Origin of the sequence: Komagataeibacter xylinus, assembly GCF_031081985.1 — a bacterium.
Taxonomy (GTDB): Bacteria; Pseudomonadota; Alphaproteobacteria; order Acetobacterales; family Acetobacteraceae; genus Komagataeibacter; species Komagataeibacter xylinus_E.
The window spans coordinates 222,713-245,387 of record NZ_JARWSK010000002.1 but is presented as its reverse complement, the minus strand read 5'-3'; the positions used below and the strand labels follow the sequence as shown (position 1 = coordinate 245,387).

The following is a 22,675-nucleotide window of genomic DNA, read 5'->3' as shown; positions in this document are numbered from 1 at the left end:
TTCCGCCGTTACGTCAGTAGACGCGCTTCTTGGGGGGGAAGACCTGCACATCGTCGGTCAGCGTTTTCATGTGCACGGGGCGGTAGCTCAGCGTGACATCGCCCGCGTCGGTCATGTGGGCGACGGTGTGCTTCATCCAGTTCTTGTCATCACGATCGGGGTAATCGTCATGCGCCTGCGCGCCGCGGCTTTCGTGGCGGGCATCGGCGCCAGCCATGGTCACGGTGGCGTTGGCGAGCAGGTTCTCGAACTCGAGCGCTTCCATCAGGTCACTGTTCCAGATCAGCGAACGGTCGTTGATCGAGATGTCGGGCAGTTCCGACCAGATTTCCTTTATCTTCTCCACACCCTGCGCCAGGCTCTCGGTGTTGCGGAACACGGCGGCGTGCTTTTGCATGGTGCGCTGCAGCTTGGAGCGCATGTCGGCCACATGGGTCTTGCCCTTGGCGTAGCGCAGCCTGTCAAAGCGCGCGATCGCGGCATCACCGGCACCCTCGGGCAGCGGGCGGATCACTTCCTCGCTCTTGATGGTGGCGGCGGCGCGCTGGGCGGCGGCGCGGCCAAACACCACAAGGTCGAGCAGCGAGTTGGTGCCAAGGCGGTTGGCGCCATGCACCGACACGCAGGCCGCTTCACCCACGGCCATCAGGCCGGGCACCACCGCATCGACATCGTCAGCCGTGGGGCGGATGACCTCGCCATGGTAGTTGGTGGGGATGCCACCCATGTTGTAATGCACCGTGGGCAGGACCGGCACCGGCTCCTTGGTCACGTCGATGCCCGCGAAGATGCGCGCGGTCTCGGAAATGCCGGGCAGGCGCTCATGCAGGATCTCGGGGCCAAGATGCTCGAGATGGAGCATGATGTAGTTCTTCTCCGGCCCGCAGCCACGCCCTTCGTTGATCTCGATGGTCATGGCGCGCGAGACGACATCACGCGAGGCAAGGTCCTTCGCGGTGGGTGCGTACCGCTCCATGAAGCGCTCGCCCTTGGAGTTGGTGAGGTAGCCACCTTCGCCACGGCAGCCTTCCGTCAGCAGGCAGCCTGCGGGGAAGATGCCGGTGGGGTGGAACTGCACGAACTCCATGTCCTGCATGGGAATGCCAGCACGGATCGCCATGCCGCCACCATCACCGGTGCAGGTATGGGCCGAGGTGCATGAGTGGTAGGCGCGGCCATAGCCGCCGGTGGCCAGAACTACCTTCTGCGCGCGGAAGCGGTGCAGCGTGCCATCTTCAAGGCACCAGGCCATCACACCACGGCAGGCGCCCTCCTCATCCATGATCAGGTCGATGGCGAAGTATTCGACAAAGAATTCGACGTTATGCTTCAGGCACTGCTGGTACAGCGTGTGCAGGATGGCATGGCCCGTGCGGTCGGCGGCGGCGCAGGCGCGGGGCACGGGGGCCTCGCCATAGTTGCGCATGTGCCCACCGAAGGGGCGCTGGTAGATCTTGCCATCTTCCGTGCGTGAAAACGGCACGCCCATGTGCTCGAGTTCCTGCACGGCAGGCACGGCCTCGCGGCACATGTATTCGATGGCGTCCTGGTCGCCCAGCCAGTCCGACCCCTTTACGGTGTCGTACATGTGCCAGCGCCAGTTATCCTCTGCCATGTTGCCAAGCGAGGCGCCAATGCCGCCCTGGGCTGCAACAGTGTGGCTGCGTGTGGGGAAAACCTTGGTCACGCAGGCGGTCTTGAGGCCAGCGGCCCCCATGCCCAGCGTGGCCCTCAGGCCGGAGCCACCAGCGCCTACGACAACCACGTCATATGCGTGGTCAACGATCCTGTAGGAGCCGGTGAGTGGTGAAGTGGTCGCGTTCATGTCTTGGACGTGTCCCGATGCTCGTTCGGACGGCCAGCCGGAAGTGCGGCCCGCCGGTCCGCGAATGTCATGATCTGCTCAGGCGATGGCGCGGGGCTTCAGCCCGCGGCAATCGTGCTCCGGCTGCTGCCGGCCAGTGCCAGCTTCAGGACCGAAACGGCGCCGAACAGACCCAGAAGGAAGACGATCCCCTTCATCAGCAGGCCGGCAGGCAGGTGCGCCTTGCCATGCACGTAGTCATCAATGATGACCTGCAGCCCGAGCTGGGTGTGATAGAAGGTCAGGATCACCAGCGACAGCATCATGGTGGTGTTGAAGGGGCGTGCCCCCCACTTTGCCACTTCCGGCTGTGATGCGCCAGCAAGGCGGAACACCTGGATCACGAACCAGCCCGACAGCGGCACGAGGGCCACCGCCGAGGCGCGCTCGGCCCACCAGTGGCCCACGCCAGCCTGCCCCGAACCCAGGCCGCGCGCGCGTGAAAGCTGCGAGCGCATGACCGTGACATGTGGCTTCTTTGGATTGCTCATGGTCAGGATGCCTTCTTGCGGGAGCGACAGATCGCAACGCCAACGATACCGGAGACGAGTGCGAGCGTGGTGCCGACCGTGACACCCACGGCAACCGGACCATCCTCGTTGATTTCCTTTTTGGAGAATCGATACCCGCTATCCCACGCCAGATGGCGCAGCCCCGCCACGAAGTGGTAGACCAGAGCCAGCGCCCAGCCTGCCATCAGCATCTGGCCAAGCGGGTTGCCGGTCACTTTCTGGACCTTTTTGAAAGATTTGGGTCCCTTTGCCGCCGCGCTGATCCAGCACAGGCCAAGTGCCGAACCGCCTGCGGCGGCGACACCGGCGGCGCGGTTCGCGATTGAAAGGAACATGGAAAGACGGAAGCGGTAGACCTGGAGGTGTGGGGACATAGGCCGCCTGGTCAGAGTTCCGTCGCTTCGCTGCCCTACATAGAGCGCATCACGGACATCCTGCATGGTCGTCTCGTCAATTTCCCTGTTATGGCTTCGGTTTGTTCCGTCGCCTTGTCTGAATTCGGTCCTACGCCGCGCGGCGGGCGGGGTCAACGCAGGCGGGGAACACGAGGTTGAGAGACCCGGCCCCGGCTGTGGTGGCGGTACAGCCGCGCTGCACCGCCACCACAGGCCCGTTCTTCAGTGCCCGAGCAGGTCGAGGGCGACCATGGTCTCGGCAATCTGTACCGCGTTCAGGGCAGCGCCCTTGCGCAGGTTGTCGGCAACACACCAGAAGCCGAGTCCGTTGGGCACGGTGGGGTCGATGCGCAGGCGCGAGACATAGGTCGCATCCTCGCCCACGATCTCGAGCGGGGTGGCGTAGCCGCCATCCTCGCGCTTGTCGTGCAGCACCACGCCCGGCGCCTCGCGCAGGGCCTCGCGGGCGCGTGCAAGATCAACGGGTTCCTCGAATTCCACGGTAATGGCCTCGGCATGGCCAATGAATACCGGCACCCGCACGCAGGTGGCGAAAACCGCGATGTCGGGGTCGAGGATCTTGCGGGTCTCGACCGTCATCTTCCACTCTTCCTTCGTCGCGCCGTCATCCATGAAACGGTCGATGTGGGGAATGCAGTTGAACGCGATCTGCTTGGTGAACTGCTCGGCCTTGAGCGGGTCGCCCACAAGGCTGCCACGCGCCTGGTTGAACAGCTCGTCCATGCCGCTCTTGCCAGCCCCCGCAACCGCCTGGTAGGTGGCCACCACCACGCGCCTGATTGTGAACAGGTCGTGCAGCGGTTTGAGCGCCACCACCATCTGGATGGTCGAGCAGTTCGGGTTGGCAATGATGCCGCGCTTTGCCTTCTTCACATCGTTGGGATTGACCTCGGGCACCACGAGCGGCACATCGGGTTCCATGCGGAAGTGGGATGTGTTGTCGATCACGATGCAGCCCGCCTTGGCCGCGCGCGGCGCATGCACGGCCGAGACCGCGCCGCCGGGCGAGAAGAGGGCCACATCCCAGCCGGTGAAGTCGAAGGTCTCGAGGTTCTGCACCTTGAGCACCTTTTTATCGCCAAACGAGACTTCCTTGCCCGCCGAGCGGGCGGAAGCGAGGGCCACGATCTCATCCACAGGGAACTGGCGCTCGGCCAGAGTCTTGAGGATTTCGCGCCCCACAGCACCGGTGGCGCCCACCACCGCAACGCGGTAACCCATAATCGTCTTTCCTGTCCTGTCATGCCGGTCCATTCGCACGGAACGGGCCGTTTTCCGTCACTGTAGGGACACCTAGAGCCTGCGCCGCCAACGTGCAAGCAACCTGTGCCGCCGCAAACGGAGGGGAATCGAATCGGGGGCAGGTCAAGGTGGTGGCCTGCATGCGGTGATAGGTCTTGTGGCGCACCGCGTGCCCGATGCACGCTTGACCCATCGCGCCCGTGCGTGGGGCCATCTGTGGCCTCTACTGCGGCCGCGCAGGCAAGGACGGTTAAAGAGATCATGGCCCCATCAACTGATATTCCCGCAACGCCCGCAGCGGCGCGCCCGGTCACTCCCGCAGGCGCGCGCCGCGCGCCGCCATGCACGCTGGTCATATTCGGCGCGCATGGCGACCTGACCAAGCGGCTGCTGGTGCCCGCGCTGTACAACCTGGTGGGCAGCGGCCTGCTGCACCCGGATTTCCGGGTGATCGGGGTGGACCGGGTGGACAGCACAACGGCGGCATGGCGCGACGGGCTGAATGCAATGATGCAGTCCTTTACCCACGACCCCAATGCCGAGTTCCACCCCGCCAGCATCAATGCCGCGCAGTGGGACTGGCTGGCTCAGCGTATGGACTACGTGAAGGCGGATTTCAGCGATGTGGCGGCCATCCGCGCGCTTGGTGAAAAACTGCCCGCCAATGCCATCTTCTATCTGGCCATCCCCTCGCGCTTTTTCGCCACCGTGGTGGAAACGCTGGGTGCTGCCGGAGTCGTGGCGCAGAAGGACGGCGCCTTCCGCCGGGTGGTGATTGAAAAGCCGTTTGGCTCGGACCTTGCCTCCGCCCAGGCCCTCAACCGCCGCGTGCTGTCGGTGCTTGACGAGTCGCAGGTGTTCCGCATCGACCATTTCCTTGGCAAGGAGACGGTGCAGAACATTCTCGCCATGCGATTCGGCAACCTGATTTTCGAACCGCTATGGCGCAACGAATATGTCGATCATATCGAGATCACCGCCGCCGAGACCATTGGCGTGGAACAGCGTGGCGCGTTTTATGAGCCCACCGGCGCGCTGCGCGACATGGTGCCCAACCACCTGTTCCAGCTTTTCGCCATGGTGGCGATGGAGCCGCCCAACACCTTTGATGCCGAGAGCGTGCGCAACGCCAAGGAGCAGCTGTTCGAGGCCGTAACCCCCATCGACCCGAAGGATGCCGTGCGCGGCCAGTACGCAGCCGGCACCGTGGAGGGCAAACCGATGGTGGGCTACCGCGAAAGCCCCGGCGTGGCCCCCCATAGCAATACCGAGACCTATGTGGCGCTCAAGCTGCATGTCGAGAACTGGCGCTGGGCGGGCGTGCCGTTCTACCTGCGCACCGGCAAGGGGCTGGGGGGGCGACGCACGGAGGTTGTGGTGCAGTTCCGCAAGCCGCCGATGCTGATGTTCCGCAATACCGAGACCGAGAACCTGCCGCCCAACCGCATCATCCTCAATATCCAGCCCGCGCAGGGGCTGACGGTGGAGCTTGGCGCCAAGAAGCCGGGGCCGGAAATGGACCTGACCGACGTGCAGGCCCGCTTCCGTTATGAGGACGTGTTCACCAAGTCACCCAATGTGGGTTACGAGACCCTGCTCTATGACTGCCTGATGGGGGATGAGACCCTGTTCCAGCGCGCCGACAATATCGAGGCGGCGTGGAAGGCGGTTGATCCGGTCCTGCAGGCCTGGGCGCAGGACAGTACCGGCCCCGAACTGTATGAGGCAGGCACCACCGGCCCCAAGGGCGCTGATGCGCTGCTGGCACGTGATGGGCGGGCGTGGTACCCGCTGGACAAAGCCTGAAAAAACAGAAGTTTCCGGGTGCCGCCTTTTTTCAAAAAGGCGGCGTTCTTTCGAAGCTTTTTGAAAACAGCTTCACCAGGAACTTTTTCACTGAACAAAAAAGCCCGCACCATCATGGCGCGGGCTTTTTGCGGGCGTGCAGGCGATCTTACTGCGCGGCGGGGGCGGCTGTTGCGCCCTGTGCTGCGGCGGCCCGTTCCTGCTGCTTCTCGGCGTGCTCGCTGTCGCCCTGCACGAACAGGGTATCGGCATGCTTGCGCTGCTTTTTGGAGAAGCTGTCGTAAAGCGGTGCAAACGCGGTGTTCAGCGTCTGCATGTCATGCGCGCGCTCGGCCACGAGGTCGGCATAGGACTGCATGTTTTCCACCGCGTTCATCTTGGGCAGCTTGTCGCGGCGCGCCTCGATGGCGTCATGCAGGCGCTGGGCATTGTCCATCATGTCCTGCGCGAACGGCGTCCAGAGCGCTTCCTGCTTTTTGGTGATGCCCAGCTCGTCATGCAGGGCCTTGATGTGGGTCTCGACTTCATCGGGCGCGGGGTCGTGGGGCGTGTGGGCGAGCGATGCGGTCGTGGTGGGCGTGCCCTGCGTGGCGGGGGTTGCAGCCTGCGGGTCGGCGGCCATCGCCATGGCGGGCAGCATCATGAGGGCGGCAGCGGGGAGGAACCGGCGGAACATCATTTTGTGTATTTTCCTTCGCGGGAGAGATCGGGTGCGTGGGATGTCAGGCTGTCAGTAACCGCCGCCATACGGGTAGTAGGCTGGTGGCGGGGGCGGCGGCGGGGGGGCCGGATAATAGGCGGGCGGCGGCGGGGCGGCGCCCCGTTCGGCCATTGCGCTGCCCAGCATGGCGCCAACTGCAAGGCCGGCAATGCCGCTGCCTACGGCAAGCCCCGCGCCACCGCCACCACGGCGGTAGCCACCACCACCATGCCAGCCGCCACGGGGCGGGCCGCCATGCCAGCCGGGGCCGGGGCCGCGCGGGCCGCCGTGCCAGGGCTGGGCATGGGCCGCAGGCATGGCGGTGGCCAGCAGGCCAAGGGCGAAGCTGGCGGACAGGAGGGAAGCAGTGAGTTTACGCAGCTTCATGGGCTTTGAGTACCTCGACATGACGTGAAGGCGAAAAACAGGAGCAGGATAGGCGCCCTGCGTGGCGAAACAATGGCCCGGGCCGTGTTCAGGCCACCCAGGGCAGCCGCTTGGTCAGGGCGGATAACCGGTGGCGGCGCAGTTCGTTGCGTGCGCGGGTGTCGTTGGTCATGTAATTGAGCTGGATGGTATGGCGCGGGCCGACATACTGCCGGTGCCCGTGCCATGTGTCCGGCCCGTTGGGAAAGACGAGCAGCGTGCCATTGACCGGCGGAATCTCGGCGGCGAAATCCTCAAGGTCGTGCCCGTTGCGCAAAAGGCGCAGGCAGCCTTCATGCCGGGCCCAGGCGGCCTCATCGGCAGGGTTGAGGTAGAGCAGCACGGTTACGCGCTTGCTGTCGGAATCACGGTGGATGCGCCCGTCCTTGGCCCGCGTGCGCCCGCGCAGGGTGAGCATGGTGGGGGCGGCATCAAGGTCGAGGTTGAATTTGGCGGCGATGAGCGCGCGCAGGCGCGGCCCCTCAAGCTCCGCCACCAGCCCCGCCATGAGTGGCGAGAGGCTGAGTGCCGCAGGCGGGAACGACCCGCCCGAGCGGATGGCGGGCAGGCTCGTGGCCAGCGCCTTCAGATCGGGCGGCGTAATGAAATGCGGCACCACCACATGGGCGAAGGGTGCTTTTGCAACCGGCGTCGCCTCAAGGGCGGCATAGTCGGGGGTGACGGGTCGGATCATGCCATCTCTGCAAGCACGCGGGTAAAAGTGGCCCCGGCAACCGGGGCCTGCAGGCCAATACGCGTCAGATTAGGGCCAGTTGCCTTCACCCGCAAGTGATCGCGCTGATCAGGGCTTGAGCGTATCCACCGCATCGAGCACGCGGCTGGAATAGACCACGGCGGCCCCCGCGTTCAGCGCCACGGCAACGCCCAGCGCCTCGGCAATTTCCGCCTTTGTGGCTCCGGCCTTTACCGCCGCGGTGGAATGGACGGAAATGCACCCGTCGCACCGGGTGGTCACGGCCACGGCCAGCGCGATGAGTTCACGGGTCTTGGCATCGAGGTGGCCGGTTTCGGCGGCGGCGCGGTCGAGGGTCTGGAGTCCCTTGAGCGTGCCGGGCGAGAGGGTGGCAAACGCGCCGATGGACTCGCCCAGATGGGCCCGGTAGGCGTTCCAGTCAGTCATCACAAAACCTCCATTTGATGGGGTTTGAGTTCACCAGATGGAGAGAACCCCTGTCATGACACAGTTTGGCGAGATCGGGGCCTTGCTGGGCCTTTTTTAACGGACTATCGCCAAATTATCATGAATACGGATCTAGCCCCCGCCCGCCTGTCCGCTGCGGCGTCGCCCGCAGGCACAGGCCCCTTCGCCGCCTATGAGGCCCGTGTGGCTTCAGGCCGTCTTGACCGTGACCCCGAGCAGGAAAAAGCCGCCCGCAGGCTCGACCAGCTCTGGCGCGAACTGCGCGACTACCACCCGGTGGTCCAGTCCGCCCCGCCCGCAGGTGGCTGGCTGGGCGGACTCAAGGCGCGGCTCGGCCTTGCGGGCCACCCGCCCCATGAGCAGGCCCGGCCGCGCGGGGTGTACATGGTGGGGCAGGTGGGGCGTGGAAAGACCATGCTGATGGACCTGTTCTTCAGCCTTGCCCCGGTCGAGCACAAGCGCCGGGTGCATTTCCACCGCTTCATGCAAGATGTGCACCAGCGCCTGCATGACATGAAGGAAGCCGATCCCGACCTGTCCGATCCCATCCCGCCGCTTGCCCGCCAGATCGCGCAGGAAGCGTGGCTGCTGTGCTTTGATGAATTCCAGGTCAATGACATAGCGGACGCCATGATCCTTGGCCGCCTGTTCGCCGATGGCGTGGTGGTGGTCGCCACATCCAACACGAAGCCCGAGGACCTGTTTCAAGACCGCCCCGGCGCCGATGCGTTCAAGCCGTTCATCGCCGCGATCCTCAAGGAGGTCGATACCGTCATCCTCGATTCCCCGCGTGATTACCGCAGGGGCAACGCACCGGGCATGCAGACATGGATCATCCCCGTCGATGCGGCGGCGACGAAGGAACTCGACTCGATTTTTGACCGCCTGGCCGATGGCGCGCCAGTGGTGCCCGTTACCCTCGACATCATGGGCCGCCCGCTCAGGGTTACGCGCGCGGCAGGCCCCGTGGCGCGGTTCAGCTTTGCCGAACTGTGCGGCACGCCGCTTGGCGCGGGTGACTACCTGGCACTGGCCACGTGCTTCCCCAACCTCGTGCTTGATGGCGTGCCGCGCATGGGGCCGGACAATTTTGACGAGGCGCGGCGCTTCATCGTGCTGATCGACACGCTGTACGAACAGAACGTCAAGCTGTTTGCCTCAGCCGAGGACCGGCCCGACGCCATCTATGCCAAGGGGCAGGGGGCGACCGCGTTCGAGCGCACGGCCTCGCGGCTCGAGGAAATGCAGAGTGCGGCCTACATGCAGTTGCCGCACCTCAACGCATGATGGGCGAAAACGGCGGAAGGGTCACGCCATCGTGACGGTTATGGCGGTGGTGTGACTGCCGGAGCGGTAGGCAAGCCGTGCGGTCTTTGCTTGGGTATGGGCAAGTTCGCATCAGCCGGGAGCCGTGCCGCGAAAAGCGATGTTTTGCAGCGCCACGCCCCGCCACCGTGGGGTCAGGCACGAAAATGTCAGTATGCGCGGCAAGCAGACCTGATCCTGATGAATGATGGCGGCATCCCGGCAAGGGTGCGGCTAGGGTAGCGATACAAATCGGACCGGCTGCCGTTTCAGGCCGGATCCGGAAATAGCGCGGCCACAAAGGCCGCCAGCGAGGAGATGTCTTCAATATGGCGGGCGTAGATATTCTTTCGACCGCATTCAGCGGCGCCAATACGGCCTATCTGGCCGAGTTGTATGCGCGCTGGGTGGCCGATCCCAACAGCGTTGATCCTTCCTTTGCCTCCCTGTTCCAGGAGCTGCATGAGGAAGGCTCCGAAATTGTTCATGATGCGGAAGGGGCCTCCTGGGCGCCGCGCCCGCATATCATCACCGGCGATGAGCCGGCCCCCCTGCCAAATGGCAAGGCGGCGGGCGTTACGGCGGAAAGCCTGAAGGCGGCAGCCGATGACAGCCTGCGCGCAACGCAGCTCATCCGCGCTTTCCGCGTGCGCGGCCACCTCGAGGCGCGGCTCGACCCGCTCGGCTTGCAGGTGCCCAAGCCCCATGCGGACCTTGACCCCGCCACCTACGGCTTCGGCCCCAAGGATCTCGACCGCCCGATCTATCTTGGCCATATCGTCGCCAGCCTGATCGGCTCGGACACCGCCACCATCAACCAGGTGCTCGATGCCCTGCGCGCGGTCTATTGCGGGCCGATCGGCGCCGAGTTCATGCACATCCAGGACCCCGAGCAGCGCATGTGGGTGCAGGCGCGGCTCGAGGGCGATAACTGGCGCAAGGGCGCGACACCCGAGCAGAAAAAGGTTATCCTGCAGCAGTTGACCGAGGCGGAGGGCTTCGAGTCCTTCTGCCAGAAGCGCTATGTCGGCACCAAGCGCTTCGGCCTTGAGGGCGAGGACGTGACCATCCCCGCACTGCACGCCATCATCGACCAGGCGGCCTCGGGCGGCGTGCGCTCGGTGGCCATCGGCATGCCGCATCGCGGGCGCCTGAACACGCTCGTCAACATCGTGCGCAAGCCCTACACCGCCATCTTCAGCGAGTTCGCGGGCGTATCCTTCAAGCCTGACGACGTGCAGGGCTCGGGCGATGTGAAATACCATCTCGGCACCTCCACCGATGTCGAGATTGGCGGCACGCCCGTGCACATCTCGCTCCAGCCCAACCCCTCGCATCTCGAGGCGGTTGATCCGGTCGTGATCGGCAAGGTGCGTGCAACACAGGATGATGACGACCCCCACCAGCGCGGCCGCCACATGGGCGTGCTGCTGCATGGTGACGCGGCGTTTGCGGGCCAGGGCATCGTGTATGAAACGCTGGCCATGTCGCAGTTGATCGGCTACCGCACCGGCGGCACGATCCATGTTGTGGTCAACAACCAGATCGGGTTCACCACCGTTTCGGTCCATTCGTTTTCGGGCCTGTACTGCACGGACGTGGCCAAGGCGGTGCAGGCGCCGATCCTGCACGTCAATGGCGACGAGCCGGAGGCGGTGATCTACTGTTCGCGCCTTGCCGCCGAGTTCCGGCAGAAATTCGCATCCGACGTGGTGCTCGACATCGTGGGCTACCGCCGTCACGGCCATAACGAGTCTGATGAGCCGTCATTCACGCAGCCCACCATGTACAAGGCCATCGCGGCGCGCCCGACCATCCGCACGCTGTATTCCGACCGCCTGGTGCGCGAAGGCGTGCTGACCGAAGCCGAAGTGACCGCCGAGTGGGATGGCTTCCACAACAAGCTGGAAGAAGCCTATCAGGCCGCCCAGGGCTACAAGCCCAACAAGGCCGACTGGCTGGAAGGCGCGTGGAAGGGCCTCAAGCCGCCGCCGGTCGACACCACCCTGCCTGCGCCTGAAACCGGTGTCGCCATCGACCGGCTGAAGGAAGTGGGCGCGTCGCTGGCCCATGTGCCCGATGATTTCAACGCCAACCCCAAGATCATCCGCCAGCTCAAGGCCAAGGCGAAGATGTTCGAGACCGGCACAGGCATCGACTGGGCCACGGGCGAGGCGCTGGGCTTCGGCACGCTGCTGCTCGACAAACACCATGTCCGCCTCTCGGGCGAGGACTGCCAGCGCGGCACCTTCAGCCAGCGCCATGCGGTGCTGATCGACCAGGTGAACCAGAACACCTACGTGCCGCTCAACAACATTGCCAAGGACCAGGCAGCCATCGAGATCTACAACTCGCTGCTGTCCGAATTCGGCGTGCTGGGCTTTGAATACGGCTACTCGCTGGCCGACCCCAACGCGCTGGTGCTGTGGGAGGCGCAGTTCGGTGACTTCGCCAATGGCGCGCAGGTCATCATCGACCAGTTCATCGCCTCGGGCGAGACCAAGTGGCTGCGCATGTCGGGCCTCGTGATGCTGCTGCCCCATGGCTATGAAGGGCAGGGGCCGGAGCATTCCTCCGCCCGCCTCGAGCGCTACCTGCAGCTCTGCGCCGAGAACAACATGCGGGTGTGCAACATCACCACGCCGGCCAACTACTTCCATGCGCTGCGCCGCCAGCTCTTCCTCGACTACCGCAAGCCGCTGATCATCATGACGCCCAAGTCCCTGCTGCGCCACAAGCTGGCGGTGTCGGACCTCAAGGATTTCGGGCCGGGCACGCGCTTCTTGCCGGTGATTGGCGAGATCGACCCGATTGCAGCGCCTGACAAGGTGGACCGCGTGGTGATCTGCTCGGGCAAGGTCTATTACGACCTGCTGGCCGAGCGCCGCGAGCGCAAGCTGGACAACGTTGCCATCCTGCGCCTTGAGCAGTTCTATCCCTTCCCGGCCAAGATGCTGGGCGAGGAACTGGCCCGCTACAGGCAGGCCAAGGTGATCTGGTGCCAGGAAGAACCCGAGAACATGGGCGGCTGGACCTTTGTCGATCGCCTGATCGAGGGCGTGCTGACCGATATTGGCCACAAGAGCACGCGCCCGACCTTTGTGGGGCGGGTTGCGGCGGCAAGCCCGGCCACGGGCCTGGCCAAGGTGCATGTGGCCGAGCAGGCGGCGCTGGTGAACAAGGCGCTGGGCGTCAGCGCCTGATACGGATCGACTGAAACGATAACAGGGGGGCGGCCTGCCGGTCGTACCCCCAGGTAACGAATGGGGCCGCCCCGCAACCCGGTTGGGACCGGGGCGGCCAAGGGATTGGGAAACAGGAAATGTCCGCCGAGATCAAGGTACCGACACTGGGTGAAAGCGTAACCACGGCAACCATCGCCAAGTGGCTCAAGCAGCCGGGGGATGCCGTGAACGAAGATGACCCGTTGGTGGAACTCGAAACCGACAAGGTCAGCGTGGAAGTGCCTGCCCCGCAGGCTGGCGTGCTTGGCCCGCTGCTGGTGCCCGAAGTGGCCGAAGTGGAAGTGGGCACCGTGCTTTCCACCATCGAGGCCGGCAGTGGCGCAGCCCCCAAGGCTGCCGCCGCTCCCGCGCCGAAGAAGGAAGCCGCCCCCGCTGGCGTGCAGGCCCAGCCCGCAACCCCCGGCCCGGTGGCGCGTCCCGCTACCCCGCCGTCTGATGTGGCAGCGCAGGGCGCGGCCAGCGTGGCCTTCCCCGCCGCGCGCAAGGTCATGGCCGAGCAGGGCGTAACGCCCGCCCAGGTCGGCACCGGCACGGGCAAGGACGGGCGCATCACCAAGGGTGACGTGCAGAGCTTCCTCGCCCAGCCGCGCGCGGCAGCCCCCGCTGCTGCCCCGCGTCCGCCGCGCCAGGATGACCCGCGTGAAGAGCGCGTGAAGATGACGCGCCTGCGCCGCACCATCGCCCGCCGCCTCAAGGATGCGCAGAACACCGCCGCCCTGCTGACCACCTTCAACGAGGTGGACATGTCGGCAGTGATGCAGATGCGCGCCGAATACAAGGACCTGTTCATCAAGAAGCATAACGGCGTGAAGCTGGGCTTCATGTCCATCTTCAGCCGCGCGGTCATTGCGGCGTTGCAGGAATTCCCGGCCATCAATGCCGAGATCGACGGCGATGACGTGATCTACCGCGAATTCGTCAACCTCGGCATTGCCGTGGGCGGCCCCAACGGGCTGGTCGTGCCCGTGATCCGTGATGCCGACAAGATGGGCTTTGCCCAGATCGAAAGCGCGATTGCAGGCTTTGGCAAGAAGGCACGCGAAGGCACGCTCAAGATTGATGAACTGTCAGGTGGCACGTTCTCGATTACCAATGGCGGCATCTATGGCTCGCTCATGTCCACGCCCATCATCAACGCGCCGCAGTCGGCCATCCTTGGCATGCATGCCATCCAGGAGCGCCCGATGGCGGTGAACGGGCAGGTGGTGATCCGCCCGATGATGTATATCGCGCTGACCTACGACCACCGGATTGTGGATGGCAAGGAGGCGGTCAGCTTCCTTGTGCGCGTCAAGCAGAACGTGGAAGATCCGCGCCGTCTGCTGCTGCAGGTCTGATGCCTGCCGGGGCCGCGCCTGTGTCGCGGCCCCTACGCGCAACCGCATAGCAAGCAGGACTGACAAGACATGACAATCGATATCAAGGTGCCCACGCTGGGCGAGAGCGTGACCACGGCTACGGTCGCCAAATGGCTCAAGCAGCCCGGTGATGCGGTCAATGCCGATGACCCGATCGCCGAACTCGAAACCGACAAGGTCAGCGTGGAAGTACCCGCCCCGCAGGCGGGCGTGCTCGGCGCGCATGCCGTAAAGGAAGGCGATGAGGTCGAGGTCGGCACCGTGCTGACCACCCTTGCGCCGGGCGCAGGCGGTGCCAAGGCGGCTCCGGCCCCTGCTCCCGCCAAGCCCGCGCAGGCTGCTGCCCCCGCCGCGGCGGCGCCTGCACCCAAGCCTGCGGCCGAGGCACCATCCGAGACAGATTACGACGTGATCGTGATCGGCGCAGGCCCCGGCGGGTATGTGTGCGCCATTCGCGCAGCCCAGCTTGGCTTCAAGGTGGCCTGCGTGGAAAAGCGCGCCACCCTTGGCGGCACCTGCCTCAATGTGGGCTGTATCCCGTCCAAGGCGCTGTTGCAGCAGTCCGAGAACTTCCATGCCGCCAAGGATGAATATGGCGAGATGGGCATCATCATCGACAGCGTGAAGCTGGATCTGGCGAAGATGATGGCGCGCAAGCAGTCCGTGGTCGATGCCAACGTGAAGGGCGTGGAGTTCCTGTTCAAGAAGAACAAGGTCACCTGGCTCAAGGGCACCGGCAAGATCGAGGGCACGGGCCGCATCACGGTGGATGGCAAGCCGGTTACGGCCAAGCACATTGTCATTGCCAGCGGCAGCGACAGCGCGGGCCTGCCGGGCGTGGATGTGGATGAAAAGCAGATCGTCACCTCCACCGGCGCACTTGAGCTTTCCGCCGTGCCCAGGAAGATGGTGGTGATTGGCGGCGGCGTGATCGGCCTTGAACTGGGCAGCGTGTGGCACCGCCTTGGCGCGGATGTGACCGTGATCGAATATCTCGACCGTCTGGTGCCCGGCACCGATAACGAGGTGGCCAAGACCTTCCAGCGCATCCTGACCAAGCAGGGCCTGAAGATGAAGCTGGGTCACAAGGTGACCAAGGCCGAGAAAGGCCCCAAGGGCGTGACCCTTACCGTGGAACCCGCCAAGGGTGGCGCGGCCGAGACGCTGGAAGCCGACGTGGTGCTGCTGGCCATTGGCCGCACGGCGGCGAGCAAGGGCTTCGGGCTGGAGGAAGCGGGCATTGAACTGGACAAGCGCGGCCGCATCGTGACCGATGCGCATTACGCCACCAGCGTGCCCGGCATCTACGCCATTGGCGACGTGATTGCAGGCCCCATGCTGGCCCACAAGGCCGAGGAAGAAGGCGTTGCCATAGCCGAGTTGCTGGCAGGGCAGGCAGGCCATGTGAATTACGGCGCGATCCCCGCCGTGGTCTATACGTGGCCGGAAGTGGCGACCGTGGGCAAGACCGAGGAGACCCTGAAGGAAGAGGGCGTTGCCTACAAGGTTGGCAAATTCCCCTTCACCGCCAATGGCCGCGCGCGCCATCGGCATGACGGCGGGTTCGTGAAGGTTCTGGCCGAGGCCACCACTGACCAGGTGCTTGGCGTGCATATCATCGGCCCGATGGCGGGCGAACTGATTGCCGAATGCACCATGGCGATCGAGTTCGGCGCCTCGTCCGAAGATATTGCCCGCACCTGCCACGCCCACCCCACGCTGAGCGAGGCGGTGAAGGAAGCAGCCCTCGATGTGGACAAGCGCGCCATCCATATCTGACCGGCCGCCGCAACAAAAAAACCACCCGGTAACAGGATTACCGGGTGGGTTTTTTTATGAATGCCAAAAAGAAGTTTTTGGGTGCCGCCTTTTTTCAAGAAGGCGGCGTACTCCGAAGCTTTTTGAAAAAAGCTTCACCAAAAACGTCCTTATGATTTCTGGCTCTTAAAAAACGGCAGGGCAGGGGATATTTCTCAGGCCGTTGTCGTTTTCGCCGGGTTCCACGCATCGCGCTGGGTGATGCGGATCAGTTCCGTGGCGGAAACCGCGCGTGAGATGAAGAAGCCCTGCACGTAATCCACGCCCAGCGCGCGCACGGTGTCGAATTCCTCCTGCGTTTCCACGCCTTCAACCGTGACTGCTAGGTTATAGCCGTGGCCGAGCTTGATGAGGGCGGCGAGCAGGTTGCGGGCTTCCGCGTTGGTGGCGATGTCGCGCACGAGGCAGCGGTCAAGCTTGAGCGACTGGAGCGGCAGTTCGCGCAGGGTGGACAGGCGCACTGTGCCGTAACCAAAATTGTCCATGGCCAGGCCAAACCCGTCTTCCGCAAGCGCACGCAGGCGCAGGCGGCTTTTTTCCGCCCGCCGCCCCTGCAGCATCTGCTCGGTTACTTCCAGCATGAAAGTAGAGGGTTCAAGGTTGAGTTCACGGATCTCGCTGAACAGGTCGATCTGCTGCTCAAGGTTTAGCAGGTCCAGATGCGACAGGTTGACCGCCAGCCGCAGGCTCGGCAGGCCCGCTTCCTTCCATTTCTGGATATCGTCATGGAAGGACTGCACAAGATGCGTCTCCATGATCTGGGCCAGAGCCGAGTCGGCAAAGACATCGGTAAATGCGCCAGCGGAGAGCAGGCCCCGATCGGGGTGGTGCCAGCGCATCAGCGCTTCCGCCTGCTCGATGCGGCCCGTGCGCGCGTTGAGTATGGGCTGGTAGTAAACCTCGAACTGCCTGAGCTCCACGCCCTTGCGGGCCTCGGTCAGGATCTTGGCCCGCTCCATCGTGGTCTTGTGCAGGCTCGGCGTGAACATGCGCGCCTGTTTGCCGCCCGACTGCTTGGCGGCGTAGACCGCCACATCCGCGTTTTTCTGCAGGCCCTCAAGCGTGTCGGCCGCCGTGATCGGCGTGGCCCCGATGCTGCCCGATATGCGCACCGTGGCACTGTCCAGCATGATCGGCTCTTCAAGCAGGTTCTGCACCTTGGTCAGGATGGTCTCGAGCGGCATGAGCTTGAGGCTGCGGCGCAGGATGATGGCGAACTCATCGCCACCCAGCCGACTGATCGCATCATCGGGGCCGATCAGCTCGATCAGGCGCTGCCCGATTACCTTGAGCACCTCATCGCCCGCATGGTGGCCATGGATGTCATTAACCGGCTTGAACCCGTCAAGGTCGAACATGACCAGCGCCTGCGGCTCGGGGTGCGGTCGCTTGGCGTTCTCGAGTGCGGTGACAAGGCTGGCATTGAAGCCGCCACGGTTGAGCAGCCCGGTCAGCACGTCGGTCGCGGCCTGTTTCTTGAGCCGGACCTTGGTGTTCATCAGTTCCGTGATTTCAAACCGGCTGGCCACGAAACCGGTAATCTCGCCCTTGGCATTGCGGTGCGGCATGATGGTGGTGGCCACCCAGTAGTGGCTGCCATCCTTGGCGCGGTTGCACAAATTGCCATACCAGGTGCGGCCCGAGAACAGGGTCTGGTACATCTCGCGGAAGAAGGCCTTCCCGTGCTCGCCCGAGTTCAGGATGCGATGGGTATGGCCCAGCAGTTCCTCACGGGAATACTGGCTGATCTCGCAGAATTTATCATTGACGTAGGTAATGATGCCCTTGCGGTCGGTGACCGCAACAATAAGGACATTATCCACCACGTCCGCCCAGAAGTCGGCATCTTCATGTGTAAGGGCGCGGAGCCTGTTATCATGCGGTGCGGACATTCTGTTACCTCGGATACGGATCGAAAAACCTTAATTGACCTATTGGTAATTTAGGATGTTTTCTTTTTTGACGAAACATTTTTGGCAGCCGGCGCGGCAGGCAGCATTTGCCGGATCGTCTGGTGGTGGCGCATCCACTTCTCGAAATCATCGGGTGCGAGCGGCTTGGCGAACAGGTAGCCCTGCATCACGTCGCAGTTGAGTTTTTCCAGCAGGTCGCGCTGCTGCTCGGTTTCCACGCCTTCGGTCACCACCGTCATGCCCAGCCGCGAGCCGATGCCGATCACCGCCATGGTCACGGCCTGGGCATTGGTGTCATGCTCGAAATCGTTGATGAAGCTGCGGTCGATCTTGATCTCGGTCAGCGGCAGGCGCGTGAGCCGCGAGAGCGATGAATACCCGGTGCCGAAATCATCCATCGACAGGCCACAGCCGATATTGCGGATCGACTGGAGCACTTCCTCGGTGTCGCGGCTGTTATCCATCATCACGCTCTCGGTAATTTCCACCGTCAGGCGCGAAGGCTTGAGGTTATGGTCCTTGAGCAGCGCCGCGATGTGCTCGGGCAGCGCGCGGTTGCGGAAATGCACGGCAGACAGGTTCACGGCCACGGTGGGCACATGGATGCCGTCGCGGTCCCACTTCACGATCTGGCGGCAGGCCTCGAGCAGCGACCAGCGGCCAATGGCCTCGATCTGGCCGGTCTCTTCCGCCACGGCGATGAAGCGCGAGGGGAAGATGTTGCCAAGATGCGGATGATGCCAGCGCGACAGCGCCTCGACGCCGCTGAGTTCGAGCGTGTGGGTGCGCACCTGCGGCTGGTAGTGCAGGTTGAGCATGCCCTTGGCCAGCGAATCACGCAGCGCCGAGCCGAGCACCAGCCGGTCTTGCGCCACCTGGTTTTTCTCGAGATTGGCGAAGCGGAAGACGCCGCGCCCGTCTTCCTTGGCCTGGCGCAGCGCCACATCGGCGGTGCTGAGCAGGGATTCGCTGTCCGGCCCGTTATCGGGGTAGGTGCTGATGCCAATGGAGCATGAAATGGTCAGCGTGTTCTGGCCAATCTGCATGGGCATGGTCATGGAAGCGAGCAGATGCTCGGCAAAGTCTGTGGCTTCCTTGTGCGGGCAGTCGGGCACCACCACCACGAATTCGTCGCCGCCGGAGCGGCTGAGCACGTAATCCTCCTTGGCGATGGAACGGATGCGGGCTGCGATCTCGATAAGGAACTGGTCGGCATAGACATGGCCGAGCGCATCGTTGATATCGCGGAAACGGTCGATATCGAGCATGAAGATGGCAAACTGCCGGTTGCCATCCTGCTTGCTGATCATGCCCTCGATCACCTTGTGCACCGAGGAGCGGTTGAGCAGCCCGGTCAGGCTGTCAAAATTGGCAAGGTGGGAGATATGCTCCTGCGTTGCATTCTGTTCAAAGGCCAGCGCGCAGAAGGGAATGCACGAATCAACAATGCGCTGCGGCCACGTGTTGCGGCCCTGGTCTTCACGCGAATAGAGGGCGAAAATGCCCTTCACCTGCCCTGAACGCGTGCTGACGGGCGTGCAGAAGCACTGCTGCAGGCCAAGCGAGATGCCGAGCGAGCGGTAGCTGTCCCACACCATGCGGGTGGCGTGCTTGGGATCGACGCGCAGCTTCTCGAGTTCGGATGACGAGACATACAGGCTCTCGAGCGAGGCGCGGTAGCGCTTGGGCAGTGTGGGGCTGGACAGAACGCGCAACTGCCCGTCTGGCGTAATCAGCATGAGCACGGCCACCGTGCCGGGCACGAAGCTTTCCACCCGGCGGCACAGAAGGTCGGCCACGTCCTGGATCATCATGTCGCTGGCGAGTGCCTGCAGCACGTCGTTCTGCAGGATCAGGATCTTGCGCTGCTGGCTTTCGTTGGTGACATTCTTCATCACGCCCATGAAAAAGATGCGCTTGTCATCGGTCACGACCTTGGACAGCGACAGCTCGCCGCAGATATATTCCCCATCCGAGCGGGTGAACTCCACCTCGCGCGAGGTGCCGACAATGCGGTTATGCGAGCTGCCCCGGCTGCGCTCGACAAAGGCGTCGTGCCCGGCCTGATGCAGCGTGGGCACCAGCACGTTCACGTTCTTGCCCAGCACATCTTTCTTGTCGAGGCCCCACAGGTTCGATGCCGCCTGATTGAAGAAGATGACTTCGTTCTTGTCATCAATAATCACGGTTGCGTCTATGGCCTGCTCCAGTGCCGAAATCAGGACTTCAGCGCTCAGGTTAGGCTTTGACATTGAGTTACCTCGCAAAAGGGACAAGGGGCAGCCACCGGCAGGCGGCTGCAGCAGGGGTATATAAGGCGACCGGAAATGCAGGGCGCGCCATCACCCGGGCGGGGACAGTGCATGGCGGCCGCAGGAATATCATAGGATGATGATAAGCATATTACATATTATTCAAGATAATCATTATACCACATTGATATGAATTAAGGTCGTCTTTAATAATTTCCGTCTGGAATGGATGCGTCCATATAGCATTCGCAGCGCGGTTGATCCATCACATCCCGCACGCAAAATTGCCATATTCCACATATGTCAGGTTTTGGGGCCGCAATCCTTGCCCGCGCAGCCCGAACAGCCGCCACATCCGCCCTTGGGGCGCGGGCGGCTTTTTGCCTGCGCATGGTTTACCAACGCCTCGGGCGCATGCAGGCGGCGCAGGAGCCCGGCTGTAGCCAGCCAGCCCTTCTGTCCCAGCCGGGGGAAGAGCCGCCCCAGCCAGTAGGCGGCGCAGGCCGCGACCAGCGTTGCCGCCACCACTACCTGAAGCCACTGCGGCGCGTGCATCAGAGCATCCGCGCGATGTGATAGGTGAGGAAGGCCGCCGCGTAGGCCAGGCCGAACAGGTAGCCCGCCGTCAGCGCCACCACGCGCCATGAGCCGGTCTCGCGCCGGATGACGGCAAGCGTTGCCACGCATTGCGGCGCATAGACATACCATGCCAGCAGCGACAGCGCCGTGGGCAGGCTCCAGTGCGTGGGCAGCATGCCGCCAAGCTGGAGGGCCGCCTGGTCGGTATCGGTCCCTGAGCCGAGCGAATAGACCGTGGCCAGCGCGCCCACCGCCACCTCGCGCGCGGCGAGGCCGGGAATGAGGGCCACGCAGATCTGCCAGTTGAAGCCCAGCGGCGCGAAGACGGGCAGCATGATGTGCCCGATGCGTCCGGCCAGGCTCCAGTCTATGGCAGGGCCAACGGCGCCCGCGGGCGGCTTGGGAAAGCTGGACAGCCCCCACAGCAGCACCGTCAGCGAGACGATGGTGGTGCCTACGCGCATGAGGAAGATGCGCGCGCGCTCCCACAGTCCCAGTGCGAGGTCACGCGGGTTGGGCAGGCGGTAGGCGGGCAGTTCCATCAGCAGGGTGGCTTCGCGCTGGTCGGGGTTGCGCCAGCGCATGACGCGCGCCACCACCAGCGCCGAGATGATGCCCAGCGCGTAAAGCCCGAACAGCACCAGCCCCTGCAGGTTCATGAACCCCGCCACGTTGCGGTGCGGAATGAACGCCCCGATCAGCAGCGTATAGATCGGCAGCCGCGCCGAGCAGGTCATGAGCGGGGCGACGAGAATGGTCACCAGCCGGTCGCGCGGGTTCTGGATGGTGCGGGTGGCCATGATGCCCGGCACGGCGCAGGCAAAGCTCGACAGCAGCGGAATGAACGAGCGCCCGCTCAGACCCGCAACTGACATCAGCCGGTCGAGCAGGAAGGCCGCGCGTGGCAGATAGCCCGATTCCTCAAGGGCAAGGATCCACAAAAACAGAATCAGGATCTGCGGCAGGAAGGTGACCACGCTGCCAGCACCCGCAATCACGCCATCCACGACCAGGCTGCGCAGCACGCCATCGGGCATCAGGCGGCCCACCTGCTCGCCGAGCAGCCCCATGCCCGCGTCGATGCCATCCATGAGTGGCTGCGCCCACGCGAACACCGCCTGGAACATGAGGAACAGCAGCACGAGCAGGATCACCGGCCCCCAGACCGGGTGCAGCACCCAGCGATCGAGCCGCTCCTCCATCCGGTCCGACAGGGGGGTGGCGTGGGTGACGCAGTCCGCCAGGATCTGGCGCACCATGGCGTGCAGGTCGGTGCCCGGCGGCACGGGCGTGGGCACGGGTGGGGGCACGCCATCGAGCCGGGCCAGCAGGTCGCGCGCACCATTGCGCCTTATGCCCACCGTAGGCACGACGGGCATGCCCAGTTCCGCCTGCAGGCGCGCAAGGTCGATCTCCATGCCGTTGCGCTGGGCGGCGTCAATCATGTTCAGCGCCAGCACCACGGGGCGGCCAAGGCTGCGCATTTCCAGCACGAAGCGCAGATGCAGGCGTAGGTTGGTGGCATCGGCCACGCAGACCAGCAGGTCGGGCGCCGTCTCGCCGCGATAGGTGCCCGCGCAGACATCGCGCGTTACCGCCTCATCGGGACTGGTGGCGTTGAGGCTGTAGGCGCCGGGCAGGTCGAGCAGGCGCACGCTGCGGCCTGCGGGTGTCGTGAACCAGCCTTCCTTGCGCTCCACGGTGGCGCCCGCGTAATTGGCCACTTTCTGCCTGCTGCCGGTCAGCAGGTTGAACAGGGCGGTCTTGCCGCAGTTCGGGTTGCCGACCAGGGCTATGTTGAGCGGGGTCATGCGGCCGCTTTCGCCACATGCACGCGCACGCGCTGCGCCTCCGTGCGGCGCAGGGCAAAGCGGGTGAAGCCAATGCGCACGGCCAGCGGGTCGCCGCCGAGCGGCGCGGTCGCCACGACGCGCACGGCCTCGCCCGGCACGAAGCCGAGTTCACGCAGGCGCGCGGCCACGGGGTCGGGGCTGCCGTTATCATCAACGCTGTCGATCACGGCGTCGGTTCCACGTGGCAGGTCATTCAGTCGCATAAGACAGGGACAATCCGGATG

General features: G+C 64.2%; 18 protein-coding genes. 5 read left to right on the top strand and 13 right to left on the bottom strand.

Features of this window, described 5'->3' with window-relative positions; translation table 11 throughout:
• Window positions 1-13: 13 nt before the first annotated feature.
• From sdhA to QEG70_RS04900, 4 genes are all read right to left on the bottom strand, one after another.
• The gene (gene sdhA, locus QEG70_RS04915; RefSeq protein WP_078525750.1) at window positions 14-1,825 is read right to left on the bottom strand and encodes a succinate dehydrogenase flavoprotein subunit; all 1,812 of its coding nucleotides are present in this window, start codon (window positions 1,823-1,825) and stop codon (window positions 14-16) included.
• 98 nt (window positions 1,826-1,923) lie between these two features.
• Complete coding sequence (gene sdhD, locus QEG70_RS04910; protein WP_061274364.1) at window positions 1,924-2,355, bottom strand: succinate dehydrogenase, hydrophobic membrane anchor protein; 432 nt, start codon at window positions 2,353-2,355, stop codon at window positions 1,924-1,926.
• 2 nt (window positions 2,356-2,357) lie between these two features.
• Window positions 2,358-2,750, bottom strand: coding sequence for a succinate dehydrogenase, cytochrome b556 subunit (gene sdhC / locus QEG70_RS04905; protein WP_308719647.1), 393 nt, complete (start codon window positions 2,748-2,750; stop codon window positions 2,358-2,360).
• 243 nt (window positions 2,751-2,993) lie between these two features.
• Window positions 2,994-4,013: an aspartate-semialdehyde dehydrogenase gene (locus QEG70_RS04900; RefSeq protein WP_078525753.1), complete on the bottom strand. Its 1,020-nt coding sequence runs from the start codon at window positions 4,011-4,013 to the stop codon at window positions 2,994-2,996.
• Between the two features lie 282 nt (window positions 4,014-4,295).
• On the opposite strand from QEG70_RS04900, the gene zwf reads away from it, so the two are divergent.
• Window positions 4,296-5,840 carry a glucose-6-phosphate dehydrogenase gene (gene zwf / locus QEG70_RS04895; RefSeq protein ID WP_308719646.1) on the top strand — a complete coding sequence of 515 codons (1,545 nt, stop codon included), beginning with the start codon at window positions 4,296-4,298 and terminating at the stop codon, window positions 5,838-5,840.
• 148 nt (window positions 5,841-5,988) lie between these two features.
• Here the strand turns inward: zwf and QEG70_RS04890 are convergent, their stop codons facing one another.
• The 4 genes from QEG70_RS04890 to QEG70_RS04875 form a co-directional block, all read right to left on the bottom strand.
• Window positions 5,989-6,519 (bottom strand): Spy/CpxP family protein refolding chaperone, encoded by a 531-nt coding sequence (locus QEG70_RS04890; protein WP_308719645.1) that lies wholly within the window; start codon window positions 6,517-6,519, stop codon window positions 5,989-5,991.
• Between the two features lie 51 nt (window positions 6,520-6,570).
• Window positions 6,571-6,927, bottom strand: a complete 357-nt coding sequence (locus QEG70_RS04885) for a hypothetical protein (protein ID WP_308719644.1) — start codon at window positions 6,925-6,927, stop codon at window positions 6,571-6,573.
• Between the two features lie 88 nt (window positions 6,928-7,015).
• Window positions 7,016-7,660 (bottom strand): 2OG-Fe(II) oxygenase, encoded by a 645-nt coding sequence (locus QEG70_RS04880; RefSeq protein WP_308719643.1) that lies wholly within the window; start codon window positions 7,658-7,660, stop codon window positions 7,016-7,018.
• Between the two features lie 108 nt (window positions 7,661-7,768).
• Window positions 7,769-8,107: a carboxymuconolactone decarboxylase family protein gene (locus QEG70_RS04875; protein WP_308719642.1), complete on the bottom strand. Its 339-nt coding sequence runs from the start codon at window positions 8,105-8,107 to the stop codon at window positions 7,769-7,771.
• A 120-nt stretch (window positions 8,108-8,227) separates the two neighbouring features.
• Here QEG70_RS04875 and zapE point away from each other — a divergent pair, with 120 nt between their 5' ends.
• From zapE to lpdA, 4 genes are all read left to right on the top strand, one after another.
• A complete protein-coding gene (gene zapE / locus QEG70_RS04870; RefSeq protein WP_308719641.1) occupies window positions 8,228-9,415 on the top strand; it encodes a cell division protein ZapE in 1,188 nt (395 codons plus the stop codon).
• Between the two features lie 347 nt (window positions 9,416-9,762).
• A complete protein-coding gene (locus QEG70_RS04865) occupies window positions 9,763-12,636 on the top strand; it encodes a 2-oxoglutarate dehydrogenase E1 component (protein ID WP_308719640.1) in 2,874 nt (957 codons plus the stop codon).
• Between the two features lie 119 nt (window positions 12,637-12,755).
• The gene (odhB, locus tag QEG70_RS04860) at window positions 12,756-14,015 is read left to right on the top strand and encodes a 2-oxoglutarate dehydrogenase complex dihydrolipoyllysine-residue succinyltransferase (RefSeq protein WP_308719639.1); all 1,260 of its coding nucleotides are present in this window, start codon (window positions 12,756-12,758) and stop codon (window positions 14,013-14,015) included.
• A gap of 69 nt (window positions 14,016-14,084) precedes the next feature.
• Window positions 14,085-15,815, top strand: a complete 1,731-nt coding sequence (gene lpdA / locus QEG70_RS04855) for a dihydrolipoyl dehydrogenase (protein ID WP_308719638.1) — start codon at window positions 14,085-14,087, stop codon at window positions 15,813-15,815.
• A 194-nt stretch (window positions 15,816-16,009) separates the two neighbouring features.
• Here lpdA and QEG70_RS04850 read toward each other — a convergent pair whose 3' ends face one another.
• From QEG70_RS04850 to QEG70_RS04830, 5 genes are all read right to left on the bottom strand, one after another.
• Window positions 16,010-17,746 (bottom strand): putative bifunctional diguanylate cyclase/phosphodiesterase, encoded by a 1,737-nt coding sequence (locus QEG70_RS04850; RefSeq protein WP_308719637.1) that lies wholly within the window; start codon window positions 17,744-17,746, stop codon window positions 16,010-16,012.
• Between the two features lie 50 nt (window positions 17,747-17,796).
• Window positions 17,797-20,019 (bottom strand): EAL domain-containing protein, encoded by a 2,223-nt coding sequence (locus QEG70_RS04845; RefSeq protein ID WP_308719636.1) that lies wholly within the window; start codon window positions 20,017-20,019, stop codon window positions 17,797-17,799.
• Window positions 20,020-20,322: 303 nt separating this feature from the next.
• Window positions 20,323-20,574: a DUF6587 family protein gene (locus tag QEG70_RS04840; protein ID WP_308719635.1), complete on the bottom strand. Its 252-nt coding sequence runs from the start codon at window positions 20,572-20,574 to the stop codon at window positions 20,323-20,325.
• Window positions 20,574-22,409 (bottom strand): ferrous iron transport protein B, encoded by a 1,836-nt coding sequence (feoB, locus tag QEG70_RS04835; RefSeq protein WP_308719634.1) that lies wholly within the window; start codon window positions 22,407-22,409, stop codon window positions 20,574-20,576. The genes QEG70_RS04840 and feoB overlap by 1 nt, the downstream gene beginning before the upstream one ends.
• On the bottom strand, window positions 22,406-22,654 hold the full coding sequence (locus QEG70_RS04830) for a FeoA family protein (protein WP_308719633.1): 249 nt from the start codon (window positions 22,652-22,654) through the stop codon (window positions 22,406-22,408). Before QEG70_RS04830 ends, feoB begins: the two co-directional genes overlap by 4 nt.
• Window positions 22,655-22,675: the final 21 nt, after the last annotated feature.